A 25,805-nucleotide genomic window follows, 5' to 3' on the forward strand; every position below is an offset into this window, starting at 1 on the left:
GGCTCCACCTGTTGTCCCCATATGAGGAATCATGCCTGAAGGTCACACGCTGCACCGCCTGGCGAACGACGTCTGGGACGCGTTCGGCGGCCGTACCGTCCGGACATCCAGCCCGCAGGGCCGGTTCGTCGAGGGCGCCGCGTTGCTGGACGGGCACGTGCTGCGGCAGACCGAGGCCCACGGCAAGCACTTCCTGGCCGACTTCGAGGGCGCCGGCTGGCTGCACATCCACCTCGGCCTGATCGGCAAGATGGACATCGCACCGGCCCCCGTGCCCGAGCCGGTCGGCCAGGTCCGCCTCCGCCTGCAGAACAAGACGTCGTACGCCGATCTGCGCGGCGCGACCGTGGTCGAGGTGCTGACCGACGGCGAGCGCGAGACGCTGATCGGACGGCTCGGCCCGGACCCGTTGCGCGACGACGCGGATCCGGAGTTGGCGTGGAAGCGGATCCACCGCAGCAAGCTGCCGATCGGGCGGCTGCTGATGAACCAGGAGGTCCTGAGTGGCGTCGGGAACGTCTACCGCGCCGAGGTCCTGTTCAGGGCCCGGCTGAACCCGATGACACCGGGCAACGTGGTCAAGAAGCGCGAGTGGCAGGGCATGTGGGACGACCTGCTCGCGCTGATGAAGTACGGCGTCGAGACCGGACGGATCGATACCGTTGCCGACGACCACACTCCCGAGGCGATGGGGCGCGATCCACGGCGCGACGATCATGGTGGTGAGGTCTATGTGTACCGGCGGCAGGGGCAGCACTGTCACGTCTGCGACTCGATCATCCGGACCACGGTCCTGGAGGGCCGCAATCTGTTCTGGTGCCCGAAGTGCCAGCGCACCGGACTCACTCGCAAGAGCTGATAATCATCGGTTCGATGACAAATTGATGCGCGGACCGGCTGGTGCCGTTATCTTCTTCACACCATGACGACGAGTGGCGGTCTCGCTGAAGTACGACGGATCGGCCGCCGGGTCGAGTCCCTGCTGCGTCGCGTCGTCCGCCGCGCGCGCCGATCGCACCAGCTCGCCTTCGCCGTGCTGCTGCTGACGACGGTGATCATTGCGCTGGGCAGCCTGGTCTGGCCGCAGCATGTCCCCGCGTCGTTGCTGATCATTCCCCTGCTGCTCGGCGGTCTGCTCGTGCGCTTCCGGCAGTTGGTCGTGCAGACGCTCATCACTGTTGCCTTCGGCGCGTACGTCGTTGCTTCGCGAACCGGACCGACGCCGAAGACCGGCTTCGTGCTGGTGCTCGGGATGGTCGGATGGATCGTCATCACCGGTGCCAAGGTGCGTGCCCGGCTCGGTGTGCCCGGCACTCGGGGTGAGTCGATGCTGATCGAGTTGCGCGACACCCTGACCGCGCAGGGCGAACTCCCTTCGCTGCCGGCCGGGTGGCGGGCCGAGGTGGCGATTCAGTCCGCCGGTGGATCGTCGTTCTCCGGGGACTTCGTGGTGTCGACGACGCGTGAGGACATTCTCGAGGTTGCGCTGGTCGATGTCTCAGGCAAGGGAATCGATGCCGGGACGCGGGCGCTGCTGCTGTCGGGCGCGTTCGGCGGACTGCTCGGCGTCGTACCGGTCGAGGAGTTTCTGCCCGCTGCGAATCGCTATCTGCGGCGGCAGGACTGGGACGACGACTTCGCCACGGTCGTCCATGTCGCGATCGACCTGCGGACCGGCATCTTCGACGTACGGACGGCTGGGCATCCGCCGGCGATTCAGTTCGACGCGTGGTCGGGGCGGTGGCAGACACGGGACACGGACGGGCCGTTGCTCGGGCTGATGGAGTCGCCGGAGTTCGAGGTGAACCATGGGCAGCTGAAGCTTGGGGACGCGCTGTTCCTGTACAGCGACGGCATGGTCGAGACGCCGCGGCGTGACATCGGCCGGGGGACCGACCGGCTCGCGGGACACGCGGAACGCCTGGTGGCACAGGGGTTCGAGGGTGGTGCGGCTTTGCTGGTCGGCTCTGCGGGTGGACCCGGCGACGACTCCGCGATCGTCATCATTCACCGGATGGCTCACGGCTGAGCGTCGGCGCGCGGTGCGTGCGCCGGGGATGGCGTAGCCTGCTCGGTCGTGACGATCGATGGGTTGGGCGACTCCTTCGGATCCCAGGCTGATCGCGGGGCGCCGGACGTCTCGTTCGAGGAACTGGTCGCGCTGATGCCGGCCGCCGTCCGCGAGGTGTTCCCGCCGCAGCGCTGGCAACTCGACAAGCTGTGGGCACTCGACCTGAAGGTCGAGCCGGTCGAGGTCGCGGATCTGGTCTGGATGTTCGACCTGCCGCTGTGGCAACTCGACGGCGAACGCTTCAAGATCACCCCGAACCAGATCGCCGCGACCCCGATGAACTTCCGCGCCCACTACGAACGAGTCATGGACGCCGACCTCGACCACCCGATCAACCTGGTCGCCTACCGCGGCCGCCTTGTCGTCCTCGACGGCATGCACCGCCTCCTCAAGGCCCACTTCCTCCGCCGCCGCTGGATCGAAGCCACCCTCGCCACCGCCACCCAACTCCAATCCTGCGCTCCCTGATCGTTCACACCGCGAACAGCCGCAGCTTCACCCCGATCGACTCCGCGAGACGGGTCAGATCTCCTGGATCGCTGGTCACGACGGGCGCCTGATGCCGGACCGCCATCGCCACGACGATCGCGTCGACGGCATCCGACGTACGCGCAGCCGCGCAGGCGATGCCGGCCGCTCGACCGAGCTGCTCGTCATCGGGAACGACGTCGCACGCCTTCAAGGTCCGCGACAACCAGTGTTGTGGTCCACCGCGCCAGGCCTGCGCCAGCACCACCACCGGCACGATCACCTGAACCTGTGCCGCGGTCAGGCCGTCGTGCAGGCTCAGGAAGTCGGCATCCCGCCTTTCCGCCGCCAACAGCGCTCCGGTGTCATAGACGACCGTAGGCACTAGCCCGCCGTCAGCCACTGGTTGTCGGTGAGTAGGCCGGCCTCGATCATGAACTCTCGGGCCCGCCTTCTGGCGGACTCCGGGATGGGCCCGCTCTCCCGCTCGTACTCGGCGATCATCTCGGCAGCAGCGGCTCGGCCGGCTGCGTGCTTGGCTGATCGCTCGGCCTTGTCGACAGCGGCCCGGGCAATCCAGGTGGAGACCGGGACGCCCTCTTCGGCGGCGGCCGATTTGATCATCTCCTCGACCTCTGGCGGCACCGAGATCGACAGCTTGCGTGCGGTCATGTCATCGAGGTTAGCAACTGGTAGGAACGCGTTCCTACCACTTTCTCCGAGGGGAATCTGGCCTGCTTTCATGCATCCATGATGTGCAAGTCGTGACTTGCGTGTCAAACCGGATCGATGGCAGGATGACTTGGCATGGAGAGTGTGGAGCGCGAGGTTTATCTGGAGGCTCGGCCGGAGGTTGTGTGGGCGGCGGTGACTCGGCCTGAGGAGTTGGCGCGATGGTATGCGTTCGGTGGGGCCGATGTTGATCTGCGGCCAGGAGGGCGGCTGGTGATGCGGTGGGAGGAGCACGGGGGTATCTCGGCTTCGTGGAGACGGTCGAGCCGGGGCGGCGGTTCGCGTATCGGTATGCCGTGGACCCAGGGGTCGAGCCGGCGCCGGGTATGTCGAATCTGGTGAAGTTCACGCTGACCCCCGAGGGTGAAGGCACACGGCTGCGGGTGGTGGAGTCGGGGTTCGAACGGCTCGATGTGTCACCGGAGGAGCGGGAGAAACGCGCCGCGGAATCGTCACAGGGTTGGGATGGCGGGCTCGCCTCGCTGACGGCACTGGCGCCTACGCTGCGATAATGGCCAGCCGCTGAGGAGGTCGACATGACTGACGAACTGACCGAGCCCGAGGTGACTGACCGGGCTGGTGGCCGGGGGTCGGTGATTGCTGTTGATGGGGTGTTGGCGGCGTTGGGGGACTCGACTCGGCGGGTTGTGGTGGAGTTGCTGGCGACGAGCGGCGGGCGTACGGCGACGTGGCTCGCCGGTGAGTTGCCGGTGACGAGGCAGGCTGTGGTTCAGCATCTCGCGGTGTTGCGTGACGCCGGTCTGGTCGAGAGTCGCCGCGAGGGACGTGAGGTCCGCTTCGGGTTGCGTCCGACGGCCCTGACAGCGACCGCGGCCTGGATGGCCGACGTCGCAGCGCGATGGGATCACAGCCTGGCCACTCTCAAAGAGCTGGTGGAGACCAAGGAGGTCATGGAGACAAAGGAAGCCGTTCAAACGGTTGTCGCCGGAGGGTCCGCCGTTCCGGGGGTGATCACCCAGGAGGGCTGAGCGTGGTCGCATTGTGATTGGTGATGCATCACCGATTAGGATCGGTGGCATGACATCGAGCATTCACGACGAGGACTATGCCCCGAGCGCGACCGGTTGGGTTCGGGAGCAGGTCGACAAGGTCGCCGAGGCCGGGACCACCGATGTGGTCGACATCTTGGGCCTGAAGGTGGTTCTGCTGACGATGCGTGGCGCCAAGTCGGGCAAGATCCGGAAGGTCCCGCTGATGCGGGTCGAGCACAACGGTGTGTACGCCGCGGTCGCGTCGAAGGGTGGCGATCCCAAGCACCCCGTCTGGTACTTCAACCTGAAGGCCGACCCGAAGCTCACCCTGCAGGACGGCGAGGTCACCAAGAACTACGTCGCCCGCGAGCTCGACGGCGCCGAGTACGACGAGTGGTGGCCGCGGGCCGTCGCCGCGTACCCGCCGTACGCCGAGTATCAGACCAAGACCACGCGCAAGATCCCGCTGTTCGTCCTCGAACCGGTCAGCGAGTAGCTGCTCGGCTGAGTGGCAACTCAGGGCGCGGCTGCGGCTTGTCGGCAGGCGGAGTCCGGGGTGTCCGGGGAATCGTGGCGGCAGTCGGCGCAGGAGCCTCCTGGCGGCTCGCCGTACACGCCCCCCGGATGCTCCCGCCAGTCGTGGTCGCAGGCGGCGCAGTTGCCGTAGAACCAGAACTGCCCCCAGGTCCGTTTCCGCCAGCGACGGGTGTGCCGGACGAGGATGCCAAGACCGACCAGCGTCGTCGCCAGCCCGGCCGCACCCCATCCGAACTGACCGCTCCGATCCGAACCGAAGCCGGCCTCGCGGGCGAGCAGATCCGACCCGTCCTGCCGGTACTGGACCTGGATCCGTCCGCCCTTCTTCGGCTTGGGCTGGTCGAAGAAGTCGGTGATGGTGGTTCGCTGGACCCGACCGTCCGGCAGCGTGACATCGACATCGAGGAACGGGCCGCCCTTGGCGAACCTGGTGATATCGGTGATCGTCGCGGGAGCTGTCGGAGCGCCCTCCAGCCTTCGATTGTCGTCGTAGTCGAGGTAGGCAAGCACAAACGCCAGTACCGCGAACAGCAGGCACCCGAAAGCCCACCGCCGCGCCGCCGCCCACTTCACCCAACCGCCGTTGCTCACCAGACCAGTGTGCGCGGTCCCACGCCGTCTGTGTGCCCGGCTTCCCGTAAGGTCTGTGAACAGATCCGCCCTGGAACCGTAGCGGCTGAACGGAAGCGACCAGCGACTGTGAGACGCTGGGACTTCGTACTCCGGCGCGCTGCGTCGACCGAGTTCTGGGAGTTGTCCTGACCACACACGACGCGGTGCGGGAACCGTTCGTCGGGTCGACGCGCTTGCGCCTGGCCGGACTTGCACTGCATGCCTATACCGCGAGCGGAACGGTGCTCGCGCTGCTGATCGTGATCGCGGCCATCGACGGCGACGCCGTCCGGGCGCTGTGGCTCGGCCTGGCGGCGTTGGTGATCGACGGAACCGATGGGATGCTCGCGCGCCGGCTGCGGGTCAAGGAGACCATCCCGTGGTTCGACGGCGCGATGCTCGACAACATCGTCGACTACCTGACGTATGCGTTCGCGCCGATCGTGTTGCTGTGGACCGGGCACTACCTGCCGTCCGGGCTGTGGGGCGGAGTGCTGGCCGCGCTACCGTTGCTTGCCTCCAGCTACCAGTTCTGCCGGACCGACGCGAAGACGGACGACCACTTCTTCCTGGGCTTCCCGAGCTACTGGAACGTGGTCGCGTTCTACGTCGTGGTCCTCGGCCTGAGCCCGACGACGACCGGCGTGATCCTGGTCGTCTGCGCGGCGCTCGTCTTCATTCCGGTGAAGTACGTCTACCCCTCCCGGACCAAGGCGTTCCGGTCGATGAACCTGCTCACGACCGCGATCTGGCTGGCGTCGTACGCCGTACTCCTCGCCCAGATGCCGAACCCGAACGCGATCGTCGTCGCGGTCTCGCTCGCCTATCTCCTGTACTACGCGGTCCTCAGCCTGTATCTCACCTTCTGGGTCCCGCGGCGCAGGGTCAGCTGAGGTGGTCCTCGGACTCGGCGCGGCGCTCGGCGCCGCGGTGCTCTTCGGTGTCGCCTCGATCCTGCAGGCGGTCGGTTCGCGCAAGGTGCCGACCGAGTCGGAGTTCGACCCGCGGCGGTTCGGCGGGTTCGTGGTCGCTCTGCTCAAGCAGCCGGCGTTCCTCGGTGCCCTGGTGATGAACCTGGCCGGCTTCGGGCTGCACTTCGTTGCCCTCCGCCACCTTCCGCTGTACCTGGCCCAGGCCGGTATCGCGGTGAGCCTCGTCGTGACCGCGCTCCTGGCGACACGGCTGATGGCCGACCAACTCAGCGTGCTCGAATGGTCGGCCGTGATCGCGGCCTGCGTGGGCCTTGGCTTGCTGGCGGCATCCGCCGGCGACGCGGGCGCGGACGTCCAGCATCACGGCCTCACGGTCGGCATCATCGTCGGCCTCGTTGTCCTCGCCGTCGTGGGCGCCTTCGCCAGCCGGTCCAAGCACGGCCTCTCCACCGCCTTGCTCGGCTCGCTCGCCGGTCTCGGGTACGCCGGTGTCGCGATCTCGGCGCGGTTGCTCCAGGACGGGTCGGTCGGTGCGTTGTTGGGCAGTCCAACGACGTACACACTCCCGATCAGTGGTGCATTGGCGTTCATCCTGTATTCGTTGGCGTTGCAGCGCGGTTCGGTGACGCTGGCAACCACTCCGATGATCGCCTTCCAGACCATCACCCCCTCCGCCGTCGGCGTCTTCGTCCTGAACGACGCCGTCCGCACCGGCTGGTGGCCCACCGCAATCGCCGGCTTCCTACTCTCGGCCGCCGGCTCGCTCATCCTCGTCCGCTTCGAATCCGTCAAAGCCTAACGACTCGGCCACTTCCAGGGTGGCTCGTCCAGTGGGCCTTGATCGGCGATGGTGGTGGCGCCTTGGGCTTTGATTAGTTCGATGGTGTGTAGGTCGTCGGATAGTGCGTCGAGGGCGGCGAGGAACGGGCGGGAGTGGGTTACGACGATGACCTGGGCGTCTTTCGAGGCGGTGACTACCAGGTTTGCCAGTGCGGGCAGGAGGTCTGGGTGGAGGCTGGTCTCGGGTTCGTTGAGGACTAAGAGCTCCGGCGGGCGTGGGGTGAGTAGGGCGGCGGTCCAGAGGAGGTATCTGAGGGTCCCGTCGGACAGCTCGGCGCCGGACAGCGGGCGCAGCAGGCCGTGCTGGCGGAACGCGATCTCGAATCGCCCACTCGTGTTGACGATCTCCACCTGACTGCCGGGGAACGCTAGCCCGATCGCGTCGTCGAGTGCACTCCTTGACCCGATCTCCCTGATCGTCTGCAGTGCGGCCGCAAGGTCGGCGCCCTCCGGGTCGAGGATCGGCGTGCGCGTGCCGATCTGTGCTTGCCGGGCCGGCGCGTCCGAGTCGGTGCGAAGGTGGTCGTAGAAGCGCCAGGCCCGCATCCGCTCGCGAAGTGCGAGCAGTTCGGGCGCGCGCTGCGGATCGGCGAACTCGCTGAGCATGCTGTCGAACGGTTGCAACACGTGTCCGCCGTCTTGCCACTTTCCGTCGTCGCGCCGGATGCGCGCACCACCGCCACCGCGCTCCATCAGGAGCGCGGCAGGTCGCAGGAACGGCCCGGCCCAGAGCGACTCCCGCTTGATCTCAGGGTCCAGGTTGAACGCCGAGGGCTCGTTCCTCCGAGCGCCAAGAGTCGGTATCGGCAAGCCGAAGTCCACGGCATACCCGTAGTCTTCGGACGCGAAGCCCATCCGCAATGAGACCGGGCCGGTTCGAACCGTCCCTTGCACTGGTCGGTCCTTGCGGACGTGCTCCGGTCCGGCCCACAGCGTCGACTGGAGACCGCCCTCACGCGCGAGCGCGGCGACCGCGCCGTTCCGGGAGGCGTCGGCGAGGAGCCGGAGCGCTCGGTACAGGCTCGACTTCCCGGTCCCGTTGGCGCCGGTCACCACGTTCAAGGTGCGCAGCGGCATCACCACCCGCCGCAAGGATCGGTAGTTCTCCACCGCCAACGTGGTCAACATGCGGCCAACCTACAAGCGGCCGCAGACAGTTCGCGTGGGGTGACGCGGCCCCACGCGAACCGGGCGGCTAGGAGAGGCGGCGGAAGCGGACGGCGTCGGCGATGACCACGCCGTTCGCGTTGTCGGAGAGTTCTACGTACCCGGACAGGCCGGCGTCGAAGGTGAAGGTGCCGAGCGAGATCCACTCGCCGGTGCGCGGATCGGGGGTGCCGTGGAGCTGCTGGTTGACCGCGACCGTGGTGGTGCCGTCGGCGTGGTGGACGGTGTACGGGGCATTGGTCGCGCGGTTCGGGTCGGCGGCGTACGCGACCAGCACCTCGTAGGTGCCGGCGCCCGGGAGCGCTGGGCGGAAGCGCGCCAGGTTGGCGCCGGTGCCCTTGGCGTGCGTGAGGTAGTTGAAGCCGTAGTAGCCAAGGACTCCGCGGCTGCTGGGCCACGTGCCGACCGTTTCGAAGCCGAGGCCGCCGTTGTCCACGGTGACTTCCGCACGGAGGTCCGGGGTCGCGGTTGCCTTGACCAGAGTCAGTTGCTCGAGTGCGACCGCCGTACCGCCGCCTCTGCCGGCTCCGGCAAGGGTGAAGCGGATACTGTGCCGGCCGGGCGTGAGCCGACGGCGGTCGAGCAGTGCGACGTCGTACCCGTCACCGCGGAACGAGGTCAGATCGAGTGCACTGGTCCGTGGAGCCTCGCCGTCGACAGTCACGGTGACCAGTCCGCCGTCGGACGAGCGGTAGTAACGCAGCCAGAGCTCATAGGTGTCGTCGCGGTCCACGTGGATGGACTGGTCGATGTACGCACCCACGGCGGCCACGGACAGCCTCGGGTAGTTCATGGGGTACGTCGAAGCCGTCAGACCCGGCCCAGTGGCCAGACTGTCGCGGCCTTGCGTCAGCCACTCCAGGTTGAAGCAAGCGACGGCCGCCCGGCGCGGACTGCCGTCTACATCGCCGTCGCAGCCGTACAGCAGCACAATCGTGCCGTCGGACAGCCGGGCCAGGTCGGAGTAGTACCCGCGGAGCTGGCTGATCGAGCGGCTGTAGCGGAACGACTTGCCTTCGTCATAGCTCAACGAAACGGTCAGGTTCCAGCGCATGGGTGCGTCTGGTCTGCTGAACAGCACGCGGTTGACGTCGTGGCTGTCCGGGCCGCCGGTGTACCGCAGGAAACCCGCGTCACAGCCGTTGAAGAGCCCAGCGCTGAACTCCATCACCGCACGGGACCACGTCAGACCGTCGTCGTTGCTGATGGCGAAGTCCCGCGGCCAGTCGTTGCCGGAGCCGGGGCGGCTGTTCATCAGGATCGAGCCGTCTTCGCGCTGCAGCAGTCGCGACTCACCGACGGTCTGCAGCCCGGTGCCCATCGGTACCTCGCCACCGACGTTCCAGGTGCGGCCATGGTCGTCGCTGTAGATCGTGCTGGCGCCGTAGTTGCGTTGTTCGGCCGGTACGCCGCTGATGATGGTGCGATGTGACACCGTGAGCAGGAGCCGACCGGACTGCAGCTGGATGCCGTGTCCCGGCCCCGGACCATGCATCTGCCAGTTGAACGGGAACGAGTCGAACATGCCGTCCAGGCGGTGCCGTTCGCCCCACGTGGCGCCGCCATCTTTGCTGGAGCGGTAGTGCAGGATGCCGGTGTCCGAGGAGCAGCTGGTGTTCCCGGGCAGGCGCGCACAGAGGTTGTAGAACAGGAAGACCTCGCGGGTGGTCTTGTCGACCACGAACGTCGGGTTCGACCAGCTCTCCTCACCCACCGAGGTCTCGACGGCCTGCGTGGGCAGCCAGGTCTTGCCCTTGTCCTTGCTCCGCCGGATGAGCAGGTCGTGTGGTCCCGCGTCACACACCTCGTGCCGGCCTTCGGTACACGCGATGATCGTGTCGTTGGGCAGGGCAATCAACCCGTACACGAAGTAGCTGGCCAGTGGATCGACGGTGTTGTCCCACAACGTGTTCTCGTAGAAGAACGGCGCCGCGGGCTGATGGTGGCCGCCGCGGTCACCCTGCGGTGGCGTGCTCGGCGGCGGTACGGCGCCGGCACTCGCCGGGATCGCGGCCGCGGCGGCCCCGGCCGCAACCCCGAGATTCAACGTACGACGGCTGATCGGCAGGCTCATCCGACTCTCCTCACCAGGACGGAAACTGCCCAGGACCGTACCCGCCCCCTTCCCCGCACCGCTAGACGCTAATAGGTATTACTCCGAGGACAAAGAAACAGCCGCCCGCAACCAGGTGGTCGCGGGCGGCTGTCGGGTGACTCAGGCCAGTGATTCTTCCCAGGCTTGGTGGAGGCCGGCGTAGTGGCCGCTGGTGGTGATGAGGTCGGCGGGGGCGCCGTCCTCGATGATGCGGCCGTGTTCGAGGACGATGACGCGGTCCGCGGTTTCGACCGTGGACAACCGGTGCGCGATGACGATCGCCGTACGGTCGGCCAGGATGGTTCGCAGTGCGCGCTGGATCAGCCGCTCACTGGGGATGTCGAGGCTCGACGTCGCCTCGTCCAGGATCAGTACGGCGGGGTCCGCAAGGAACGCCCGGGCGAAGGCGACCAGCTGCCGCTGACCCGCCGACAGCCGTGAACCCCGCTTCTCCACCGCGGTGTCGTACCCGTTCGGGAGGGCCGAGATGAACTCGTGCGCCCCGATCACCTTGGCCGCCTCGATCACCTCGTCCATGGTCGCGTCCGGCTTACCGAACCGGATGTTGTCGGCCACGGACCCGGTGAACAGGAAGTTCTCCTGCGTCACCATGACCACCCGCTTGCGCAGGTCGTCCTCGGCGAGGTCGCGCAGATCCACGCCGTCCAGCAGCACCTGGCCGTCGGACGGGTCGTAGAACCGCGCCACGAGCTTGGCGATGGTGGTCTTGCCAGCACCCGTCGTACCGACCAGTGCAAGCGTCTGTCCGGCCGGTACGTCCAATTGCAGACCAGGTAGCACCGGTACGTCGTCGACGTAGTGGAACCGCACGTTGCGCAGCTCCAGCCGTCCCCGGGCCGGACCTGGCTTGGCCGGCTCGAGTGGTTCGGGGACGTCCGGTGTCTCGTTCAGTACGCCGGACAGCTTCTCCAGTGCGGCGCTGGCGGACAGGAAGGTGTTGTAGAACTGCGAGATGTCCTGCAGCGGCTCGAAGAACTGCCGCAGATACAGCAGGAACGCGGTCAGCACCCCGACCGTGACGTGACCGTGGTACGCCTGGTAACCGCCGTACGCCAGGATCGCGACGATCGTGATGTTGCCGACGCCCTTGATCGCCGGCATGAAGATCGCGTTGAGCTGGAACGACTCCAGGTTCGCCTTCCGGTACCGGTCGTTGACACCGTGGAAGATCTCCTCGTTGCGCGGCTCCCGGCGGAACGCCTGCACCGCGCGGATCCCGGTCATCGACTCGACGAAGTGCACGATGACGAGTACGACGGACTCGCGCGTCTGCCGGTACACGATCGCCGACCGCTTCCGGAACCACGCCGTCAGCAGGAGCAGGATCGGGAACGACACCAACGCGAGCAGACCGAGCTTGAGGTCGAGGGTGAGCAGGATGACCGACGTACCGATCAGCGTCAGCGCCGCCGTGACCAGACCGTCGAACCCGTTGGCCAGCATCTCGTCGATCACGCCGACGTCGGACGTCAGCCGCGAGATCACCCGCCCCGACGTGAACTTGTCGTGGAACGACGGGCTGAGCCGCTGGAAGTGGTCGAAGACCCGCTTGCGCAGGCTGAGCAGGATGGTCTGACCGAGCCGGCCGGACCGCATCAGGAACACCTGCCGCGCCCACGCCTGGAGCAGCGCCATCACCAGCACCAGCGCCACGACCGTGATGAGCTCCCGGGAACCTTTGCCGGCCAGGATCGGCGGGATGCCGTTGTCGATGCCGAGGTGGACCAGGTACGGCACCGCGAGGCGGGCGCCGTTCTCGACCACGACGATCACGACGAGCAGCCAGATCAGCTTGGAGTACGGGCGAAGCAGCTCACCGAGCAGCTTGCGCGAGTTCTCCTTCAGCCGCAGGGTCGTTGCCCTCGACAACTCTCTGTCGGGATCCTCGTCGAACTGACCCCGCCAGGTGTCCTCCTGCGACCTCGGCTCCGAGGTGGGAGGGGGCGTTTGCTGAGTGGTGGTCATGCGTGCACCTCCTCGTCCTCGGCTGCCAGCAGTTGCCGGTACGCCGGAACCTCGGCCAGCAGATCGTGATGCGTACCGACGTGGGTGATCGTGCCGTTCTCCAGCAGGGCCACCTTGTCGGCCAGCATCACCGTGGACGCACGGTGCGCGACGACGATGCCGGTGGTGTCGGCGAGCACGTTCCGCAGCGCCTCTTCGACCAGCGCCTCGGTGTGCACGTCGAGCGCGGACAGCGTGTCGTCCAGCACCAGGATCGCCGGCTTGGCGAGCACGGCCCGGGCGAGTGCGAGCCGCTGCCGTTGCCCACCCGACAGTGACATGCCCTGCTCACCGACCCGGGTCTCCAGACCCCAGGGCAGCTCGTTGGCGAACTCGGCCTGCGCCACCTGCAGCGCCTGCTGTACGTCCGCCTCGGAGGCGTCCGGACGGCCGAGGGTGAGGTTCTCCCGGACGCTCATCGAGAACAGGGTCGGGTCGTCGAACGCCGACGCGACCGCGGTCCGCAGTGAGCTCAAGGTGAGGTCCCGGATGTCGTGGCCGTCGATGGTGATGCGTCCGGCGGTCACGTCGTACAGGCGCGGAACCAGGGCGGTGAGGGTGGTCTTGCCGGATCCGGTCGCGCCGACCAGGGCCAGCGTCGTACCGGGAGCAAGGTCGAGGTTGATGTCGTGCAGGATCTCGGGGGAGTCCGGCGAGAACCGGAAGCCGACGTGCTCGAAACGGAGGTGACCGCGGGAGTGCTCGAGCTCGTCCGGACCGGACTGGATCACCGAGTGGGTGTCCAGGATCTCGCTGATCCGGTCCGCCGCCGTCATCGCCTCCTGCGCCATCGCGAGGATCGCGCCGAGCGACGTGACCGGCCAGATCAGCGACAGCATCAGCGTGATGAACGCGACCAGGGTGCCCAGGGTGATCGCTTCCCGGCCGACCGCGAGCGCGCCGAGCAGCAGCACGATCACGAGCGTCAGGTTCGGGATGACGCCGAGGAAGCTCCAGAACCGGGACGCGAGCCGGACCTTGGCCACCTCGGTGTCGTACAGCGTGGTCGCCTCGTCGTCGAACTGCCGCTGGACGTGCGCCCGGCGGCCGAACGCCTTGGTCACCCGGAAGCCGAGCGCCGACTCCTCGATCCGGGTGGCGAGGTCGCCCTGCTGGTCCTGGACCTTGCGGGAGATCAGCAGGTACTTCTTCTCGAACTTCAGCGACACCAGCACGATCGGGACCGCGGCGAGCAGCACCACGACACCCAGCGGCCAGTACAGCTGGAGCAACAGGATCGTGACCACGACCAGTTGCAGGATGTTCATCACCAGGAAGAGCAGGCCGAAGCCCAGGAACCTGCGGATGATCGACAGGTCGGTAGTGACCCGGGACAGCAGCTGACCGCTCTGCCAGCGGGTGTGGAACTCCATCGGCAGGGCTTGCAGACGGATGTACAGGTCGTTGCGGAGAGTCGCCTCGAGGTCGCTGACCGTCCGCGACTGGGCCCACCGGCGCATCCAGACCAGGATGACTTCGGAGATGCTCAGGCCGAGGGCGAGGAGCGCCAGCGGGACCAGCAGGCTGAGTTCGTGGCGGGTGACCGGACCATCGATGATGGCTCTGGTGACCAGGGGAACGGTAAGGCTGACGGCGACGCCCAGACCTGCGGTCGAGAACATGACCGCGAGGCGCCAGCGGTGTGGCCGGAGGTAGGGACGGAGCCGCCACAGGTTACGACTGCGTTCGGGGGCTCGGGTGGTAGGGGCTGCGATCGACGGCGCTTGGGCAGGGTGCTCTGAGGGCATCTGGACGGGCGCACTTCCCATCATGCTCGGTGCGAAAGAAGCTGTGTGCTTCGGTGGTGGGCGACCTGAAACAGGCGCACTTTCCAGTATCGCTCACCAGGTAAGCGCTTGTCCTTCCAATTCCATTCCCTGGTGATGAATTACCGCTTGTTGCAATAAGCAACCTCGGCACCGAGCGGTGCCGAGGGTCACGGCCATCACGGATCGCAATCAGTACGCCGCGATCGATCGCTCGATCAGCTGGGTACCGGGTCCTCGGTCGGCAGGGCGTCGAACGTGCGGAGTGGGGACACCAGGGCGACCACGACACCGGCGAGCATGCCGGCGGTCGCGAGGAGCAAGGTGGGGCGGATGCCGATCGCGGTTGCGAGGACGCCTGAGGTCGCGGCGCCGACCGTCTGGCCGCCGATGACCAGAGTGCGCCAGGTCGAGGTGACCTGGGCGACGAGCTGCGGTGGGACCAGCGACTGACGCAGGGTGCGCTGGGGGACGCCGAAGAGTGACATGCCCAGTCCGGAGAACGCCTGGCTGAGCAGAATCATCGGAGTGATCCCGGTGAAGAGCGAGACGGGTGTGAGCGCGGCCAGGAACACTCCGGACAGATAGGCGCGGCCGATACCGACCCGACGGCACCAGGGGCCGGCGACGAACGTACCGAGCACCGCGGCGACGCCGAACGTCGTGACCGCGAGACCGACGAACGACGGGGACCGGTGCAGCTGTCGAACGAGGTAGAGCACGATCAGCGGGCCTTGGAGCGCACCTGCCATCGCGGCGACGGCCGCGGAGAGTGCCAGCGGTCTGAGGATCGGATGACCGAACAGCTCGCGGAGTCCGGCCAGCAAGCGCACCTCGGACCGCTCCGGTGCGGGAGCTCGGGCGGGCTCGCGGATCAGGTACGCCGCCACCGCGGAGACCACGTACGACGCAGCGTCGAAAAGGATCGCGAACGGCGCGGTCAAGACCTGAACGAGCAGCCCGGCCACGGACGGACCGGCTGTCGAGGCCAGGTTGAGGTTGAGCAGCGCCGCACTGTTCGCCCGCATCAGGTCGTCTCGCGGCACCAGAGCCGGAATCATCGTCTGCGAGGCCGTGTCGGAGAGCAGAGTGAGCACACCGGCGAGTACGGCGACGCCGTACAACTGGGTCATGGTGAGGAGGCCGAGCGCGGCGGCTGCTGGCACGGAGCCCAGCAAAACAAGGCGTCCGAGGTCGGTCCAGATCAACACTCGACGCAGCGACCACCTGCCAACCCAGACGCCCGCGTGGAGTCCGAACACCAGGTGAGGCGCGATCGTCAAGGCGGACAACGCACCCATCTCAACGGCCGACGCCCGCAGCGTCACCACCGCAACCAACGGCAACGCGACCGACGTAATCGCCGTCCCGGCCGCCGATACCAGTTGCCCGACCCACAGCTTCCGAAAGTCCCCTCGCACCACCCACGCCATCCCAGCAACCTGTCACGCCTGGCAACTCCTCGACTACGTCTGTTCGCGGTCAGCAGAGCAGGATGCCGCTGTGGGGTGTGCGTGTCAGGTGGTTTTCCGGGGGCGCTTCCGTTACGAGTGGTTACTGACTAGGGTGCGGGCGGTCGTTCAAGGGGGTTTTCGTGAGACTGCGGGTCGCTGCTGCCGCGTGTTCCGTCGTACTGGTCGCACTGCTGGCGCCGGAGCCGGTGATGGCTGCGGATCCGCCGCCGCACCTGGGCGAGGGTGTGGTGGTCCCTGGGCACACTGCTGCGGACGTTGGGCTGTCTGGTGCGCGGGTGGTCGTGGCGGACCCGGGGACCCACGCGGTCTACGAGACGAGCAACAACGGGACCACCTGGACGGCGAACGGCTCCAGTGACACCAAGCCGTTGCAGCTGGAGGGGTCCTCGCTGCTCACGTTTGCGGCTGGTACGGCGAAGGTCGGTGGACTGACGTTTCCGGCGGCGGATGACGTCGTACTCGGCAAGGGTGGGAAGTTGGTGTCCCATCTCGCTCCGGGCGCTGCTACGGCCGAGGTGTACGACGTCGCTCTTGGGACCAAGGTCGCGGACTACGCGCCGCCGTTCGCGATGTCGGACAGCACAGTGTGGAAGGTGACCGCGCCCGGTCATCTGGATGGCAAGGACCTGAGCACCGGGGTTGTGAAGACGGTCCTGGTTGCCAGTGCGTGCACGCTCGGTCCGGACCGCGTGAGTGGTCGGTGGGCGTTGCTGGGTGGCTGTAACCAGGTGGTTGACGTGAAAGGGCCGGAGGCGCCGCGGAGCTTGACCGTGGCCCCGGATGCCCAAGTGGGTAACGGTTTCACGGTCCAGTCGGCTGGCTCGGATCTGCTGGTGACTGACCTCAACGACAAGGCCCTTGGGCAGCGTCGCTACGGACCGGCGCGGGTGAGCCCTGCCAGCTTCCGTGCGGACGGAGCTGGTGGCGCGAAGATCGTGTACGCCGATGCGGCCAATCGACCACGTGTCATCACTCTGAGCTGGCTGGCGTCGGATCCGCAGCAGCGTCCGGACACGGTGCCTCCGGTGCTGACGAGTGCGTCCGCGGGGGACCGGGTTCGGGACAACACGAGTCTGTCGTTCGACTGGGCGTATTCCGATCCAGGAGATCAGAACTCGCCCGGTAGCGGTGTGTACATCTACAACGTGCGGATCCAGCAGCGTCCCAACCGGACTTCGCCGTACGGCGCCTGGAGTCAGCCGGCCGCGTGGCAGAACCTGCACGCGCCGGGTGTCACGTACGAGGCTGCGATTGGCACGGACACGTGCTGGCAGGTGCAGGGGCGTGACTGGGCGGGCAACTGGAGTGCGTGGAGTTCGTCGTACTGCAGTGAAGTGGACGGTACGGCGCCCGCACTCGTCGTATGGCGGATCGGGGACCGGGTCGCGCTCGGGTCGCCGGCCACGCTGCGGTGGACGTACAAGGACGACACGTCGATTGCGTCGTACGACGTGGTCTACAAGGTCGCGGCGGCCGGTGCTGCGTTAGGCAAGTGGATGTATCCGGCGAACTGGCAGAACACAGCCATCACGTCGATCTCCTGGACTCCGCGCCTCGGCTGGGACGAGTGCTTCATGGTCCGCTCCCGCGACTACCTGGGCAACGTCTCCGCGTGGTCTCCGCAGCTCTGCTCCGTAGCCCCACAAGACGACCGCGCCTTCACCACAGCCGGCACCGTCACCCGGTCCACCAGCCCCCTGGCCTTCCAAGGCACCACCACAATCCTCAAGTCCAACGGCGCCTACCTGACCAAGCCCACCGAGGCAGCCAGCCGCATAGCCGTAGTAGCCCTCACCGGCCCCGGCCAAGGTCGCGTAGACATCTACCACGCCAACATCAAGGTCGGCACCCTCTCCCTGGCCGCCACGACCACAACCCGCCAGACCTTCTACCTAGCCACCACCCCCTACCGCACCGGCCCCGTCAAACTCATCTCCACCACCACAGCCCCCGCCACCATCGACGCAGTCGCCTTTCTCCGAGCCCCCTGACCCATGGACGCCAAAGCCACCGTCGAACGTGTCCTGACCGACGCCCGCCGAGACCTGAACGGCACCACCCAGGCCGGCGCCACCATCGACACCATCACCTGGTACGGCGCCGTCGACATCGACCCCAAGTACCTAGTCATCTGGGTCCTCCTCACCGGCCTCCCCGACGACCAACTCCCCGAGTGGTACTTCCCGGAGTCCGACCCAGCCCCCACAAACCTCCCGGCGGCCCTACTAACCGCCTGCACCACTTGGCGAACCGCCCTCCACCAACGCTTCACCACAGCAAGCTGGCCCGCAGCCCCCGCATCGGCTTCGAAAGCGCCCACCGAGTAAGCCAAGGCGGCGGCTGGCACTACTTCAAATAACCCCTCTGACAACCAACGCGCGACCCGATCGAACCCCACTCCGCACCGACCATCTCCCACCGACCACCAAACCACCGACCTCAGCCAGAGCGGTCCACCCAACCCCCGACCTCAGCCCAAGCCGTCCAGCAAAGCGCCGACCTCAGCCCAAGCCGTCCAGCAAAGCGCCGACGCCAGCCGAAGCCGCCGAGCGAAGCGACGGCGCCGGGGGTGCGGGTGGCGAAGCCCCCGCTCGCGCCGAGCGGAGCGACGGCGCACAAAAGAAGAGGGCGAGCAGGTCCGCGCTTTCCGCGGACACAACTCGCCCTCGCCCGAGCGGGTGACGAGAATCGAACTCGCGTAGTCAGTTTGGAAGACTGGGGCTCTACCATTGAGCTACACCCGCGTGCCTTGCGGCGAGTGATCATGATTCCACATCCGCTCGGTGGACTCAAAACGAGTTCGGACCGGGGTGGTGGCGCGAGCATTGCCTCGGGTCGACTAGACTCGTGCGGTCACTGCGGGGCGTAGCGTAGTGGCTAGCGCGCCTGCTTTGGGAGCAGGAGACCGCAGGTTCGAGTCCTGTCGCCCCGACAAACCCCCTGTAGCACCGCTGCAGCGCGGGCTGTCGCCCGTGCTGTGAACGACATCGATCAAGGAGAACCGCCACCGTGAAGAGCACCGTCGAGTCCTTGAGCCCGACCAAGGTCAAGCTCATCGTCGAGGTGCCGTTCGAGGAGCTCAAGCCGAGCCTCGACGCGGCGTACAAGAGCATCGGCGCACAGATCGTGGTGCCGGGCTTCCGCAAGGGCAAGATCCCCCCGCAGGTGATCGACCAGCGCGTGGGTCGTGGCCCGGTGCTGGAAGAGGCGATCAACGACGCGCTGCCGAAGCTGTACTCGCGGGCCGTCTCCGACAACCAGGTGAAGGCGATCGGCCAGCCTGAGGTCGACGTGACCGAGTTCAACGACAAGGAGAGCCTGCAGTTCTCCGCCGAGGTCGAGGTCCGTCCGGAGATCACGCTGCCGGACCTGGACGGCCTGACCGCCGAGGTCGAGGACATCGCGATCAGCGACGACGAGGTGACCGAGCAGATCGAGTCGCTGCGCCAGCGCTTCGGCTCGCTGAACCCGGTCGAGCGCGCGGTGCAGGACAACGACTACATCACCCTCGACCTGTCCGCGAGCAAGGACGGCGAGCAGGTCGAAGAGGCCCAGGCGACCGGCCTGTCGTACCAGGTCGGCAGCGGTCAGCTGCTCGACGGCCTGGACGAGGCCGTCATCGGGCTGAACGCCGGCGAGAGCAAGACCTTCGTCACCCAACTGGTCGGCGGTGCGCTCAAGGGCGAGGACGTCGACGTCGAGGTGACGGTGACCGCGGTCAAGGAGCAGGAGCTCCCGGAGTTCGACGACGAGTTCGCGCAGACCGCGTCGGAGTTCGACACGGCCGAGGAGCTGACCGCCGACGTGCGGACCCGGCTGGAGCGCGGCAAGCGGCTCGAGCAGGCCGGCGAGGCGCGCGACGCCGTCCTGGAGAAGATCCTGACGCTGGTCGACGTGCCGGTGCCGGAGGGTCTGCTGACCGACGAGCTCGCCGCCCGCAAGGAGAACCTCGAGCAGCAGCTCGGCTACTCCGGGATGACCTTCGAGCAGTTCCTCGAGGGCGAGGAGCAGTCCCAGGAAGAGTTCGACGAGGACCTGAAGAAGCGTTCCGAGGACGCGATCAAGGCCCAGTTCGTGCTCGACATGGTCGCTGAGCAGCAGGAGCTGAGCGTCAACGACCAGGAGCTGACCGAGCACATCGTCCGGCACGCGCAGCGTTCCGGCGTCAGCCCGGACCAGTTCGCCCAGCACGCCGTGGAGAACAACCTGGTCCCGAGCCTGGTCTCCGAGGTCGTCCGCGGCAAGGCGCTCGCGCACCTGGTCGAGAACGCGAAGGTCACGGATGCCTCCGGCAACGTGGTCGAGCTGAAGACCCTGCAGCCGGACGGTTCGTACGCCGAGGACACCAGCGACGACAGCACCGACGACACCACTGGGACGGCCGACGAGTCGGCCGAGGAGCCCGCAAAGGCTTGATCCGTACGACGAAGCGGCCCGGAACCGACCTGGTTCCGGGCCGCTCGCACGTCCACCTCCCTGACTCGGAAGCGACCTGGAAGCAGCCCGGAAAATACGCTCAGAGCAGACGGGACGCACCGCAGGGTGCGCCGTGAGCGAACACCTGTGGCCCAGCCTTAGGTCTGTCGCCGCCGCCCAGTAATGTCGGCTTCGTGAACGAGACATTTGCAGCCAGCCCCACCGCCGCGGGCGGCAACGGATCCGGCGGACTCGACGACCACATCTACCAGCGCCTGCTGAGCAACCGGATCATCTTCCTGGGGTCCGAGGTTCGCGACGACAACGCGAACGCGATCTGCGCGCAGATGCTCCTCCTGAACGCCGAGGACCCCAACAAGGACATCTGGCTGTACATCAACTCGCCGGGTGGTTCGGTCGACTCCGGTATGGCGATCTACGACACGATGCAGTGGATCTCCAACGACGTCGCCACGGTCGGGATGGGCCTGGCCGCGTCCATGGGCCAGTTCCTGCTCTGCGCCGGCGCGAAGGACAAGCGGTTCGCCCTGCCGCACGCCCGGATCATGATGCACCAGCCGTCCGGCGGCATGGGTGGTACGGCGTCCGACATCAAGATCCAGGCCGAGCAGTCGCTGCACATCAAGGCGCAGCTGTTCAAGCTGATCGCCGAGCACACCGGTCAGCCGCTCGAGCAGGTCGAGAACGACGCCGACCGCGACCGCTGGTTCACCGCGGATGCGGCCAAGGAGTACGGCTTCATCGACCACGTGGTCTCCAGCGCCGCGCAGTTGACCTCCGACTCCCCGAACTCCTGATCTCCCACTCCGTCTCAGTTAAGGACGCATCATGAACTACTTCATCCCGCAGTGGGAGGAGCGCACGTCGTACGGCATGCGCCGGATCGACCCGTACACGAAGCTCTTCGAGGACCGCATCATCTTCCTCGGTACGCCGATCACCGACGAGATCGCGAACGCGGTGATGGCCCAGCTGCTGTGCCTGCAGTCGATGGACTCCGACCGCGACATCAGCATCTACATCAACTCGCCGGGCGGCTCCTTCACCGCGCTGACGGCGATCTACGACACTGTCCGCTACATCAAGCCGGACGTGCAGACAGTCTGCCTCGGCCAGGCGGCCTCGGCCGCGGCCGTGCTGCTCGCCGCCGGTACGCCGGGCAAGCGCCTCGCCCTCCCGAACAGCCGGATCATCATCCACCAGCCGGCCACCGAGGGCACCTACGGGCAGTCCAGTGACATCGAGATCCAGGCGAACGAGATTCTCCGGCTGCGCGCGTTGCTGGAGAAGATGATCGCCGATGCCAGCGGCAAGTCGCTGGAAGAGGTTTCGCGTGACATCGAGCGGGACAAGTTCCTCACCGCCGACCAGGCGATCGAGTACGGCCTGATCGACGACGTCCTGCAAACCCTCAAGACCCCGGTTCCGGCCGGCGTCTGAGCTGGTCAATGGGCAGGCTGACGGGACCCGGCTGCGGCCGGTGTCCCGGCCTGCCGGCCGGCCTGCACTGCCGAGGCCGAGGGATGAGCTGTCAAGGGCTCGGCGCGTTCGCCACCGGCGTAGTGATAACCCGGCGGCGGGCGCGGCGTTTCGGCCCCGGACGGGGTACCGTCGAATTCGGGCTGGGGGTAGCACCTGACCGACGGCGCCGGGCCACTGCGGCTCACGCCCCCTCGGCACACGGTTCGACTGCGCATAGAAGGGATCTGTCCCGGTGGCACGCATAGGTGACGGCGGCGACCTGCTCAAGTGCTCGTTCTGCGGTAAGAGCCAGAAGCAGGTCAAGAAGCTCATCGCCGGTCCCGGCGTTTACATCTGCGACGAATGCATCGATCTCTGCAACGAGATCATCGAGGAGGAGCTGAACGAGGGCTCCGAGGTCGGACTCACCGAGCTGCCGAAGCCGCGGGAGATCTACGACTTCCTCAATGCCTACGTCGTCGGACAGGACGTGGCGAAGAAGGCGCTCGCGGTGGCGGTGTACAACCACTACAAGCGGGTCCGCGACGGTCAGGGCAGCTCCAGCGCCGGCCGGCACGCGAAGGACGAGGCCGTCGAGCTGGCCAAGTCGAACATTCTGCTGATCGGCCCGACCGGCTGCGGCAAGACGTACCTCGCGCAAACCCTGGCCCGGATGCTCAACGTCCCGTTCGCGATCGCGGACGCGACGGCGCTGACCGAGGCCGGGTATGTCGGCGAGGACGTCGAGAACATCCTGCTGAAGCTGATCCAGGCGGCCGACTACGACGTCAAGAAGGCCGAGACCGGGATCATCTACATCGACGAGGTCGACAAGATCGCCCGCAAGAGCGAGAACCCGTCGATCACCCGCGATGTCTCCGGCGAGGGTGTGCAGCAGGCACTGCTGAAGATCCTGGAGGGTACGACGGCCTCCGTGCCGCCGCAGGGTGGCCGTAAGCACCCGCACCAGGAGTTCATCCAGATCGACACGACCAACGTGCTGTTCATCGTCGGCGGCGCGTTCGCCGGCCTGGACCACATGGTCGAGCAGCGTGTCGGCAAGAAGACGCTCGGCTTCAACACCTCCCGTGAGCCGGAGAAGCCGAAAGAGGCGGGTGGGTACGCCGATGTCATGCCGGAGGATCTGCTCAAGTTCGGCCTGATCCCCGAGTTCATCGGCCGGCTCCCGGTCATCACGACGGTGTCGCCGCTGGACCGGGACGCGCTGATCAAGATCCTGTCCGAGCCGAAGAACGCGCTGGTGAAGCAGTACCGGCGGCTGTTCGAGATCGACAACGTCGAGCTGGAGTTCAGCGACGACGCGATCGAGGCGATCGCGGACCAGGCACTGCTGCGCGGTACCGGCGCCCGTGGTCTGCGGGCGATCATGGAAGAGGTTCTCCTCAACGTGATGTACGAGGTGCCGAGCCGCGAGGACGTCGCCAAGGTTGTCGTCACCGGCGACGTCGTACTGGAGAACGTGAATCCCACGCTGATCCCGCGCGACCAGATGGAGCGCAAGCGCGAACGCCGCGAGAAGACGGCCTAAGTCAAGTCTCCGGAAGGAGGCCGGGAGTCCGCTGTACGACGGACTCCCGGCCTCCTTCTCGTGGTGGACGACCGAGCGGTGCGCGCCCACCTACGGTCGGTGCATGACGCCCAGAAGAATCCTTCGAAGACTGTCTGCGGCCGGTGTGGCACTGGCCTTGGTGACGCCGACGGCTTCCGCCATGGCACAGCCGCAGAGCCGGCCCACGATTCCGAAGATCGCGTGAGGGAGTTGCGGCACCGACCCGGCGCTGAAGCCCTTCCAGTGCGCGTCGGTCGAGGTCCCGACCGACTACGACAACCCGCGCGGCGCCACCACCACGATCGCGGTGACTCGGCTGCCTGCGACCGATCCCGCGCACAAGATCGGCACGCTGTTCACGAATCCCGGCGGACCTGGTGGGCCCGGCGTCGACTTCGTCCAGCAGGTCGGCCAGGTGGCGTACACGCCGGCCGTCCGGGCGCAGTTCGACATCCTCGGCTTCGACCCTCGTGGGGTTGGCAAGTCAGACCCGGCAACGTGCTACCCGACAGCCGCCGAGGAGGCCGCCGCGTTCGCGAACGTCCCGCCGTTCCCGGTCACGCCCAAGGAAGAGCGCCAGTACACGATCGACGCCGCGAAGCTCGCGATCAGCTGTCGAACTACTTCGCCGGATCGACTCAAGCATTACTCAACTGCGAACGTGGCCCGCGACATGGACCTGCTCCGGCAGGCTGTCGGCGATCAGAAGCTCACCTACATCGGCTACTCGTACGGGACGTACCTCGGTGCGACGTACGCGAAGCTCTTCCCGAAGAACGTCCGTGCTCTGGTCCTGGACGGGACTCTGAGCCCGGAGGCGTACTCCGGCTCGAACGGCGACCGCAGCCCCGTCGGCGTTCGGCTCGGGCAGGGGGACGGGGCCGCGGACACGTTCGCGCAGTTCCTGGCGGAGTGCAAGAAGGCCGGCGCCAACTGCCTGCTGAACGAGCTCGGCGATCCGAAGACCGTGGTCGACGACACGTTCGAGCGGCTGAAGACCCACCCGGTCAACATCCCGCTTCCGGACGGTACGACGTTGCAGGTGACCTACGCGATTGCCGTCCAGGTCACGTTCATGAGCCTGTACGACCCGAACGGCTATCCCGGGCTGGCCGAGCTGCTGGCGACCCTGGCAAGCCTGTCGAACCCGGCAAAGGCGAAGGCGAAGACGACGGCCAAGGTCCAGGCGCCCGCGGCTCTGGTCGAGTGGAATCGCCGCAAGGAGGAGTACGCCACCTCGATCGGCAGCGCCCTGCAGCCGTGTATCGAGTCACCTCAAACAGGCCGGCCGCTGTCCTACCCGGCGTACGCCGATGCCGCCGACCGGAGTGGGCCACATTTCGGCCGGTTCCGCTCGTGGATCGGCATCCAGTGTGAGTTCCTCGGGATCCGCGACACCGACGCGTTCGTCGGACCCTGGCCGAACCAGGTGAAGCAGCCGGTCCTCGTCTTCGGTACGCGGCACGACCCGGCCACGCCGTACAAGTTCACCCGCCCGTACGCCGACCTCTACCCGGACGCCCGGATGGTCACGGTCGAGGGCTGGGGTCACACCACGCTCTTCAAGAGCACGTGTGCCGACCTGATGATCACCGACTACCTGACCAAGCTGAATGCGCCCGCCGACGGCTCGACGTGCGCTCAGGACCGCAAGCCGTTCGACCCGCAGCCGACGACGGCCAAGCGACTGCAGCCGGTCTTCCCGCTGTAATCCACGATCGGGCCCCAGCCACGTGCTGGGGCCCGATCCGGCATTACTTGCTCAGGGCAACCGCGATCGCGTCCGCGATCGGAGTGGTCGGGCGGCCGATCAGGCGGCTGAGGTCCGAGCCACGTCCGGCCAGGCGACCACGCTCGATCGCGTCGTCCACGTCGACCAGGATCGGCGCGAACCCTTCCGGCACGCCGGCTCCGAGCAGGATCTCGAGGTAGGTCGCGGGCGGAACGTTGCTGTAGGCAACCTCCTGACCGGACCGCTTCGACAGCTCGGCGGCGTACTCGGCCAGCGTCCAGGACGTGTCGCCGTTCAGTTCGTACGCCGTCTTGTCGTGGCCGTCACCGGTCAGTACGACGGCAGCCGCGGCGGCGTAGTCGCGCCGGGCGGCGGATCCGATCCGGCCGTCACCCGCGCTCCCGACCACACCGTGCTCGAGCTGCGTCGGGATCTGGGCGGTGTAGACCTCGTGGTACCAGCCGTTGCGGAGGAACGTGTAGTTCAGGCCCGAATCGAGGATCGCCTGCTCGGTGGCGATGTGGTCAACGGCCAGGTCGAAGTCGGCCTCGGACCCGCCGAGCACGCTGGTGTACACGATCCGGGCGACACCGGCGGCCTTCGCCGCGTCGACGACGGCCACGTGCTGGTCCAGCCGGTTCGGCTCGAGGCCGGAGATCAGCAGGACCGTGTCGCCGGCGTGGAACGCCGTCGCGAGTGCGGCGGAGTCGTTGTAGTCGGCGATCCGGACCTCGACGCCACGGGCCGCGAGCGGCGCCGCCTTCTCGGCGTTCCGGGCGACCGCCACGACCTGGTCGGCGGGCACCCGCTCCAGCAGTTCGTCGATGACCAGATTGCCCAGGTGGCCGGTGGCGGCGGTGACGACGATGCTCATCCGTACTCCTTGTGATTGA

General features: G+C 67.1%; 25 protein-coding genes, 2 tRNA genes and 1 pseudogene. 18 read left to right on the forward strand and 10 right to left on the reverse strand.

Features of this window, described 5'->3' with window-relative positions:
- The first annotated feature begins 31 nt into the window (after positions 1–31).
- The 3 genes from ACWF4Z_RS35550 (at position 32) to ACWF4Z_RS35560 (ending at position 2,539) form a co-directional block, all read left to right on the forward strand.
- Positions 32–859, forward strand: coding sequence for an Fpg/Nei family DNA glycosylase (locus tag ACWF4Z_RS35550; protein ID WP_452247614.1), 828 nt, complete (start codon positions 32–34; stop codon positions 857–859).
- Between the two features lie 63 nt (positions 860–922).
- Positions 923–2,029, forward strand: coding sequence for a PP2C family protein-serine/threonine phosphatase (locus tag ACWF4Z_RS35555; protein WP_452247615.1), 1,107 nt, complete (start codon positions 923–925; stop codon positions 2,027–2,029).
- Between the two features lie 48 nt (positions 2,030–2,077).
- Positions 2,078–2,539 (forward strand): hypothetical protein, encoded by a 462-nt coding sequence (locus ACWF4Z_RS35560; protein ID WP_452247616.1) that lies wholly within the window; start codon positions 2,078–2,080, stop codon positions 2,537–2,539.
- A 4-nt stretch (positions 2,540–2,543) separates the two neighbouring features.
- Here the strand turns inward: ACWF4Z_RS35560 and ACWF4Z_RS35565 are convergent, their stop codons facing one another.
- Positions 2,544–2,891 (reverse strand): PIN domain-containing protein, encoded by a 348-nt coding sequence (locus ACWF4Z_RS35565; RefSeq protein ID WP_452247617.1) that lies wholly within the window; start codon positions 2,889–2,891, stop codon positions 2,544–2,546.
- Positions 2,892–2,923: 32 nt separating this feature from the next.
- Positions 2,924–3,211, reverse strand: a complete 288-nt coding sequence (locus ACWF4Z_RS35570) for a hypothetical protein (RefSeq protein ID WP_452247618.1) — start codon at positions 3,209–3,211, stop codon at positions 2,924–2,926.
- A gap of 135 nt (positions 3,212–3,346) precedes the next feature.
- Here ACWF4Z_RS35570 and ACWF4Z_RS35575 point away from each other — a divergent pair.
- The 4 genes and pseudogenes from ACWF4Z_RS35575 to ACWF4Z_RS35590 all read left to right on the forward strand — a co-directional run.
- A pseudogene (locus ACWF4Z_RS35575) lies at positions 3,347–3,448 on the forward strand (SRPBCC domain-containing protein); the annotation flags it as partial.
- Between the two features lie 44 nt (positions 3,449–3,492).
- The gene (locus ACWF4Z_RS35580; RefSeq protein WP_452247619.1) at positions 3,493–3,783 is read left to right on the forward strand and encodes an SRPBCC domain-containing protein; all 291 of its coding nucleotides are present in this window, start codon (positions 3,493–3,495) and stop codon (positions 3,781–3,783) included.
- Positions 3,784–3,807: 24 nt separating this feature from the next.
- Positions 3,808–4,260: an ArsR/SmtB family transcription factor gene (locus tag ACWF4Z_RS35585; protein ID WP_452247620.1), complete on the forward strand. Its 453-nt coding sequence runs from the start codon at positions 3,808–3,810 to the stop codon at positions 4,258–4,260.
- Between the two features lie 49 nt (positions 4,261–4,309).
- Positions 4,310–4,759 carry a nitroreductase family deazaflavin-dependent oxidoreductase gene (locus tag ACWF4Z_RS35590; RefSeq protein WP_452247621.1) on the forward strand — a complete coding sequence of 150 codons (450 nt, stop codon included), beginning with the start codon at positions 4,310–4,312 and terminating at the stop codon, positions 4,757–4,759.
- 20 nt (positions 4,760–4,779) lie between these two features.
- Here ACWF4Z_RS35590 and ACWF4Z_RS35595 read toward each other — a convergent pair whose 3' ends face one another.
- The gene (locus ACWF4Z_RS35595) at positions 4,780–5,391 is read right to left on the reverse strand and encodes a hypothetical protein (protein WP_452247622.1); all 612 of its coding nucleotides are present in this window, start codon (positions 5,389–5,391) and stop codon (positions 4,780–4,782) included.
- A 185-nt stretch (positions 5,392–5,576) separates the two neighbouring features.
- On the opposite strand from ACWF4Z_RS35595, the gene ACWF4Z_RS35600 reads away from it, so the two are divergent.
- Together ACWF4Z_RS35600 and ACWF4Z_RS35605 are read left to right on the forward strand one after the other, a co-directional pair.
- Complete coding sequence (locus tag ACWF4Z_RS35600) at positions 5,577–6,305, forward strand: CDP-alcohol phosphatidyltransferase family protein (RefSeq protein ID WP_452247623.1); 729 nt, start codon at positions 5,577–5,579, stop codon at positions 6,303–6,305.
- A 1-nt stretch (position 6,306) separates the two neighbouring features.
- Positions 6,307–7,143 carry a hypothetical protein gene (locus ACWF4Z_RS35605; RefSeq protein WP_452247624.1) on the forward strand — a complete coding sequence of 279 codons (837 nt, stop codon included), beginning with the start codon at positions 6,307–6,309 and terminating at the stop codon, positions 7,141–7,143.
- Here ACWF4Z_RS35605 and ACWF4Z_RS35610 read toward each other — a convergent pair.
- The 5 genes from ACWF4Z_RS35610 to ACWF4Z_RS35630 all read right to left on the reverse strand — a co-directional run bounded on the left by ACWF4Z_RS35610 (position 7,140) and on the right by ACWF4Z_RS35630 (position 15,670).
- On the reverse strand, positions 7,140–8,312 hold the full coding sequence (locus ACWF4Z_RS35610) for an AAA family ATPase (protein ID WP_452247625.1): 1,173 nt from the start codon (positions 8,310–8,312) through the stop codon (positions 7,140–7,142). The two genes, ACWF4Z_RS35605 and ACWF4Z_RS35610, sit on opposite strands and share 4 nt — an antisense overlap.
- Before the next feature lie 67 nt (positions 8,313–8,379).
- Complete coding sequence (locus tag ACWF4Z_RS35615; RefSeq protein WP_452247626.1) at positions 8,380–10,425, reverse strand: golvesin C-terminal-like domain-containing protein; 2,046 nt, start codon at positions 10,423–10,425, stop codon at positions 8,380–8,382.
- Between the two features lie 141 nt (positions 10,426–10,566).
- A complete protein-coding gene (locus tag ACWF4Z_RS35620) occupies positions 10,567–12,432 on the reverse strand; it encodes an ABC transporter ATP-binding protein (RefSeq protein WP_452247627.1) in 1,866 nt (621 codons plus the stop codon).
- Entirely contained in the window at positions 12,429–14,093 is a 1,665-nt protein-coding gene (locus ACWF4Z_RS35625) for an ABC transporter ATP-binding protein (protein ID WP_452247628.1), read from the reverse strand. The genes ACWF4Z_RS35620 and ACWF4Z_RS35625 overlap by 4 nt, the downstream gene beginning before the upstream one ends.
- A 362-nt stretch (positions 14,094–14,455) precedes the next feature.
- A complete protein-coding gene (locus ACWF4Z_RS35630; RefSeq protein WP_452247629.1) occupies positions 14,456–15,670 on the reverse strand; it encodes an MFS transporter in 1,215 nt (404 codons plus the stop codon).
- A 161-nt stretch (positions 15,671–15,831) separates the two neighbouring features.
- On the opposite strand from ACWF4Z_RS35630, the gene ACWF4Z_RS35635 reads away from it, so the two are divergent.
- Together ACWF4Z_RS35635 and ACWF4Z_RS35640 are read left to right on the forward strand one after the other, a co-directional pair.
- Positions 15,832–17,703 (forward strand): hypothetical protein, encoded by a 1,872-nt coding sequence (locus ACWF4Z_RS35635; protein ID WP_452247630.1) that lies wholly within the window; start codon positions 15,832–15,834, stop codon positions 17,701–17,703.
- 3 nt (positions 17,704–17,706) lie between these two features.
- The gene (locus ACWF4Z_RS35640; RefSeq protein ID WP_452247631.1) at positions 17,707–18,039 is read left to right on the forward strand and encodes a hypothetical protein; all 333 of its coding nucleotides are present in this window, start codon (positions 17,707–17,709) and stop codon (positions 18,037–18,039) included.
- 346 nt (positions 18,040–18,385) lie between these two features.
- Here ACWF4Z_RS35640 and ACWF4Z_RS35645 read toward each other — a convergent pair.
- Positions 18,386–18,456 (reverse strand) — tRNA-Gly (locus ACWF4Z_RS35645).
- Between the two features lie 115 nt (positions 18,457–18,571).
- Between ACWF4Z_RS35645 and ACWF4Z_RS35650 the strand changes: the two genes are divergently transcribed.
- From ACWF4Z_RS35650 to ACWF4Z_RS35680, 7 genes are all read left to right on the forward strand, one after another.
- Positions 18,572–18,644, forward strand: a tRNA-Pro gene (locus ACWF4Z_RS35650).
- Positions 18,645–18,721: 77 nt separating this feature from the next.
- Positions 18,722–20,128 (forward strand): trigger factor, encoded by a 1,407-nt coding sequence (gene tig, locus ACWF4Z_RS35655; protein WP_452247632.1) that lies wholly within the window; start codon positions 18,722–18,724, stop codon positions 20,126–20,128.
- A 194-nt stretch (positions 20,129–20,322) separates the two neighbouring features.
- Positions 20,323–20,946, forward strand: a complete 624-nt coding sequence (locus ACWF4Z_RS35660) for a ClpP family protease (protein ID WP_452247633.1) — start codon at positions 20,323–20,325, stop codon at positions 20,944–20,946.
- Between the two features lie 31 nt (positions 20,947–20,977).
- Complete coding sequence (locus ACWF4Z_RS35665; RefSeq protein ID WP_132152638.1) at positions 20,978–21,589, forward strand: ATP-dependent Clp protease proteolytic subunit; 612 nt, start codon at positions 20,978–20,980, stop codon at positions 21,587–21,589.
- A gap of 274 nt (positions 21,590–21,863) precedes the next feature.
- Entirely contained in the window at positions 21,864–23,159 is a 1,296-nt protein-coding gene (clpX, locus tag ACWF4Z_RS35670; protein WP_452247634.1) for an ATP-dependent Clp protease ATP-binding subunit ClpX, read from the forward strand.
- Positions 23,160–23,262: 103 nt separating this feature from the next.
- Entirely contained in the window at positions 23,263–23,385 is a 123-nt protein-coding gene (locus ACWF4Z_RS35675; RefSeq protein ID WP_452247635.1) for a hypothetical protein, read from the forward strand.
- Between the two features lie 102 nt (positions 23,386–23,487).
- Positions 23,488–24,891, forward strand: a complete 1,404-nt coding sequence (locus tag ACWF4Z_RS35680) for an alpha/beta hydrolase (RefSeq protein ID WP_452247636.1) — start codon at positions 23,488–23,490, stop codon at positions 24,889–24,891.
- A 43-nt stretch (positions 24,892–24,934) separates the two neighbouring features.
- Here ACWF4Z_RS35680 and ACWF4Z_RS35685 read toward each other — a convergent pair whose 3' ends face one another.
- A complete protein-coding gene (locus tag ACWF4Z_RS35685; RefSeq protein WP_452247637.1) occupies positions 24,935–25,786 on the reverse strand; it encodes an NAD(P)H-binding protein in 852 nt (283 codons plus the stop codon).
- Between the last annotated feature and the right edge of the window lie 19 nt (positions 25,787–25,805).

The organism is Kribbella sp. NPDC055071, assembly GCF_053608045.1.

What these genes read in the sequence shown, in the direction of transcription:
- ACWF4Z_RS35675 (WP_452247635.1), top strand. Translation starts at nt 23,263, where the DNA reads ATGACGCCCAGAAGAATCCTTCGAAGACTGTCTGCGGCCGGTGTGGCA.
- ACWF4Z_RS35585 (WP_452247620.1), top strand. Translation starts at nt 3,808, where the DNA reads ATGACTGACGAACTGACCGAGCCCGAGGTGACTGACCGGGCTGGTGGC.
- ACWF4Z_RS35615 (WP_452247626.1), bottom strand. Translation starts at nt 10,425, where the DNA reads ATGAGCCTGCCGATCAGCCGTCGTACGTTGAATCTCGGGGTTGCGGCC.
- ACWF4Z_RS35550 (WP_452247614.1), top strand. Translation starts at nt 32, where the DNA reads ATGCCTGAAGGTCACACGCTGCACCGCCTGGCGAACGACGTCTGGGAC.
- ACWF4Z_RS35630 (WP_452247629.1), bottom strand. Translation starts at nt 15,670, where the DNA reads ATGGCGTGGGTGGTGCGAGGGGACTTTCGGAAGCTGTGGGTCGGGCAA.
- ACWF4Z_RS35685 (WP_452247637.1), bottom strand. Translation starts at nt 25,786, where the DNA reads ATGAGCATCGTCGTCACCGCCGCCACCGGCCACCTGGGCAATCTGGTC.
- ACWF4Z_RS35555 (WP_452247615.1), top strand. Translation starts at nt 923, where the DNA reads ATGACGACGAGTGGCGGTCTCGCTGAAGTACGACGGATCGGCCGCCGG.
- ACWF4Z_RS35570 (WP_452247618.1), bottom strand. Translation starts at nt 3,211, where the DNA reads ATGACCGCACGCAAGCTGTCGATCTCGGTGCCGCCAGAGGTCGAGGAG.
- ACWF4Z_RS35610 (WP_452247625.1), bottom strand. Translation starts at nt 8,312, where the DNA reads ATGTTGACCACGTTGGCGGTGGAGAACTACCGATCCTTGCGGCGGGTG.
- ACWF4Z_RS35640 (WP_452247631.1), top strand. Translation starts at nt 17,707, where the DNA reads ATGGACGCCAAAGCCACCGTCGAACGTGTCCTGACCGACGCCCGCCGA.
- ACWF4Z_RS35590 (WP_452247621.1), top strand. Translation starts at nt 4,310, where the DNA reads ATGACATCGAGCATTCACGACGAGGACTATGCCCCGAGCGCGACCGGT.
- ACWF4Z_RS35620 (WP_452247627.1), bottom strand. Translation starts at nt 12,432, where the DNA reads ATGACCACCACTCAGCAAACGCCCCCTCCCACCTCGGAGCCGAGGTCG.
- ACWF4Z_RS35665 (WP_132152638.1), top strand. Translation starts at nt 20,978, where the DNA reads ATGAACTACTTCATCCCGCAGTGGGAGGAGCGCACGTCGTACGGCATG.
- ACWF4Z_RS35625 (WP_452247628.1), bottom strand. Translation starts at nt 14,093, where the DNA reads ATGTTCTCGACCGCAGGTCTGGGCGTCGCCGTCAGCCTTACCGTTCCC.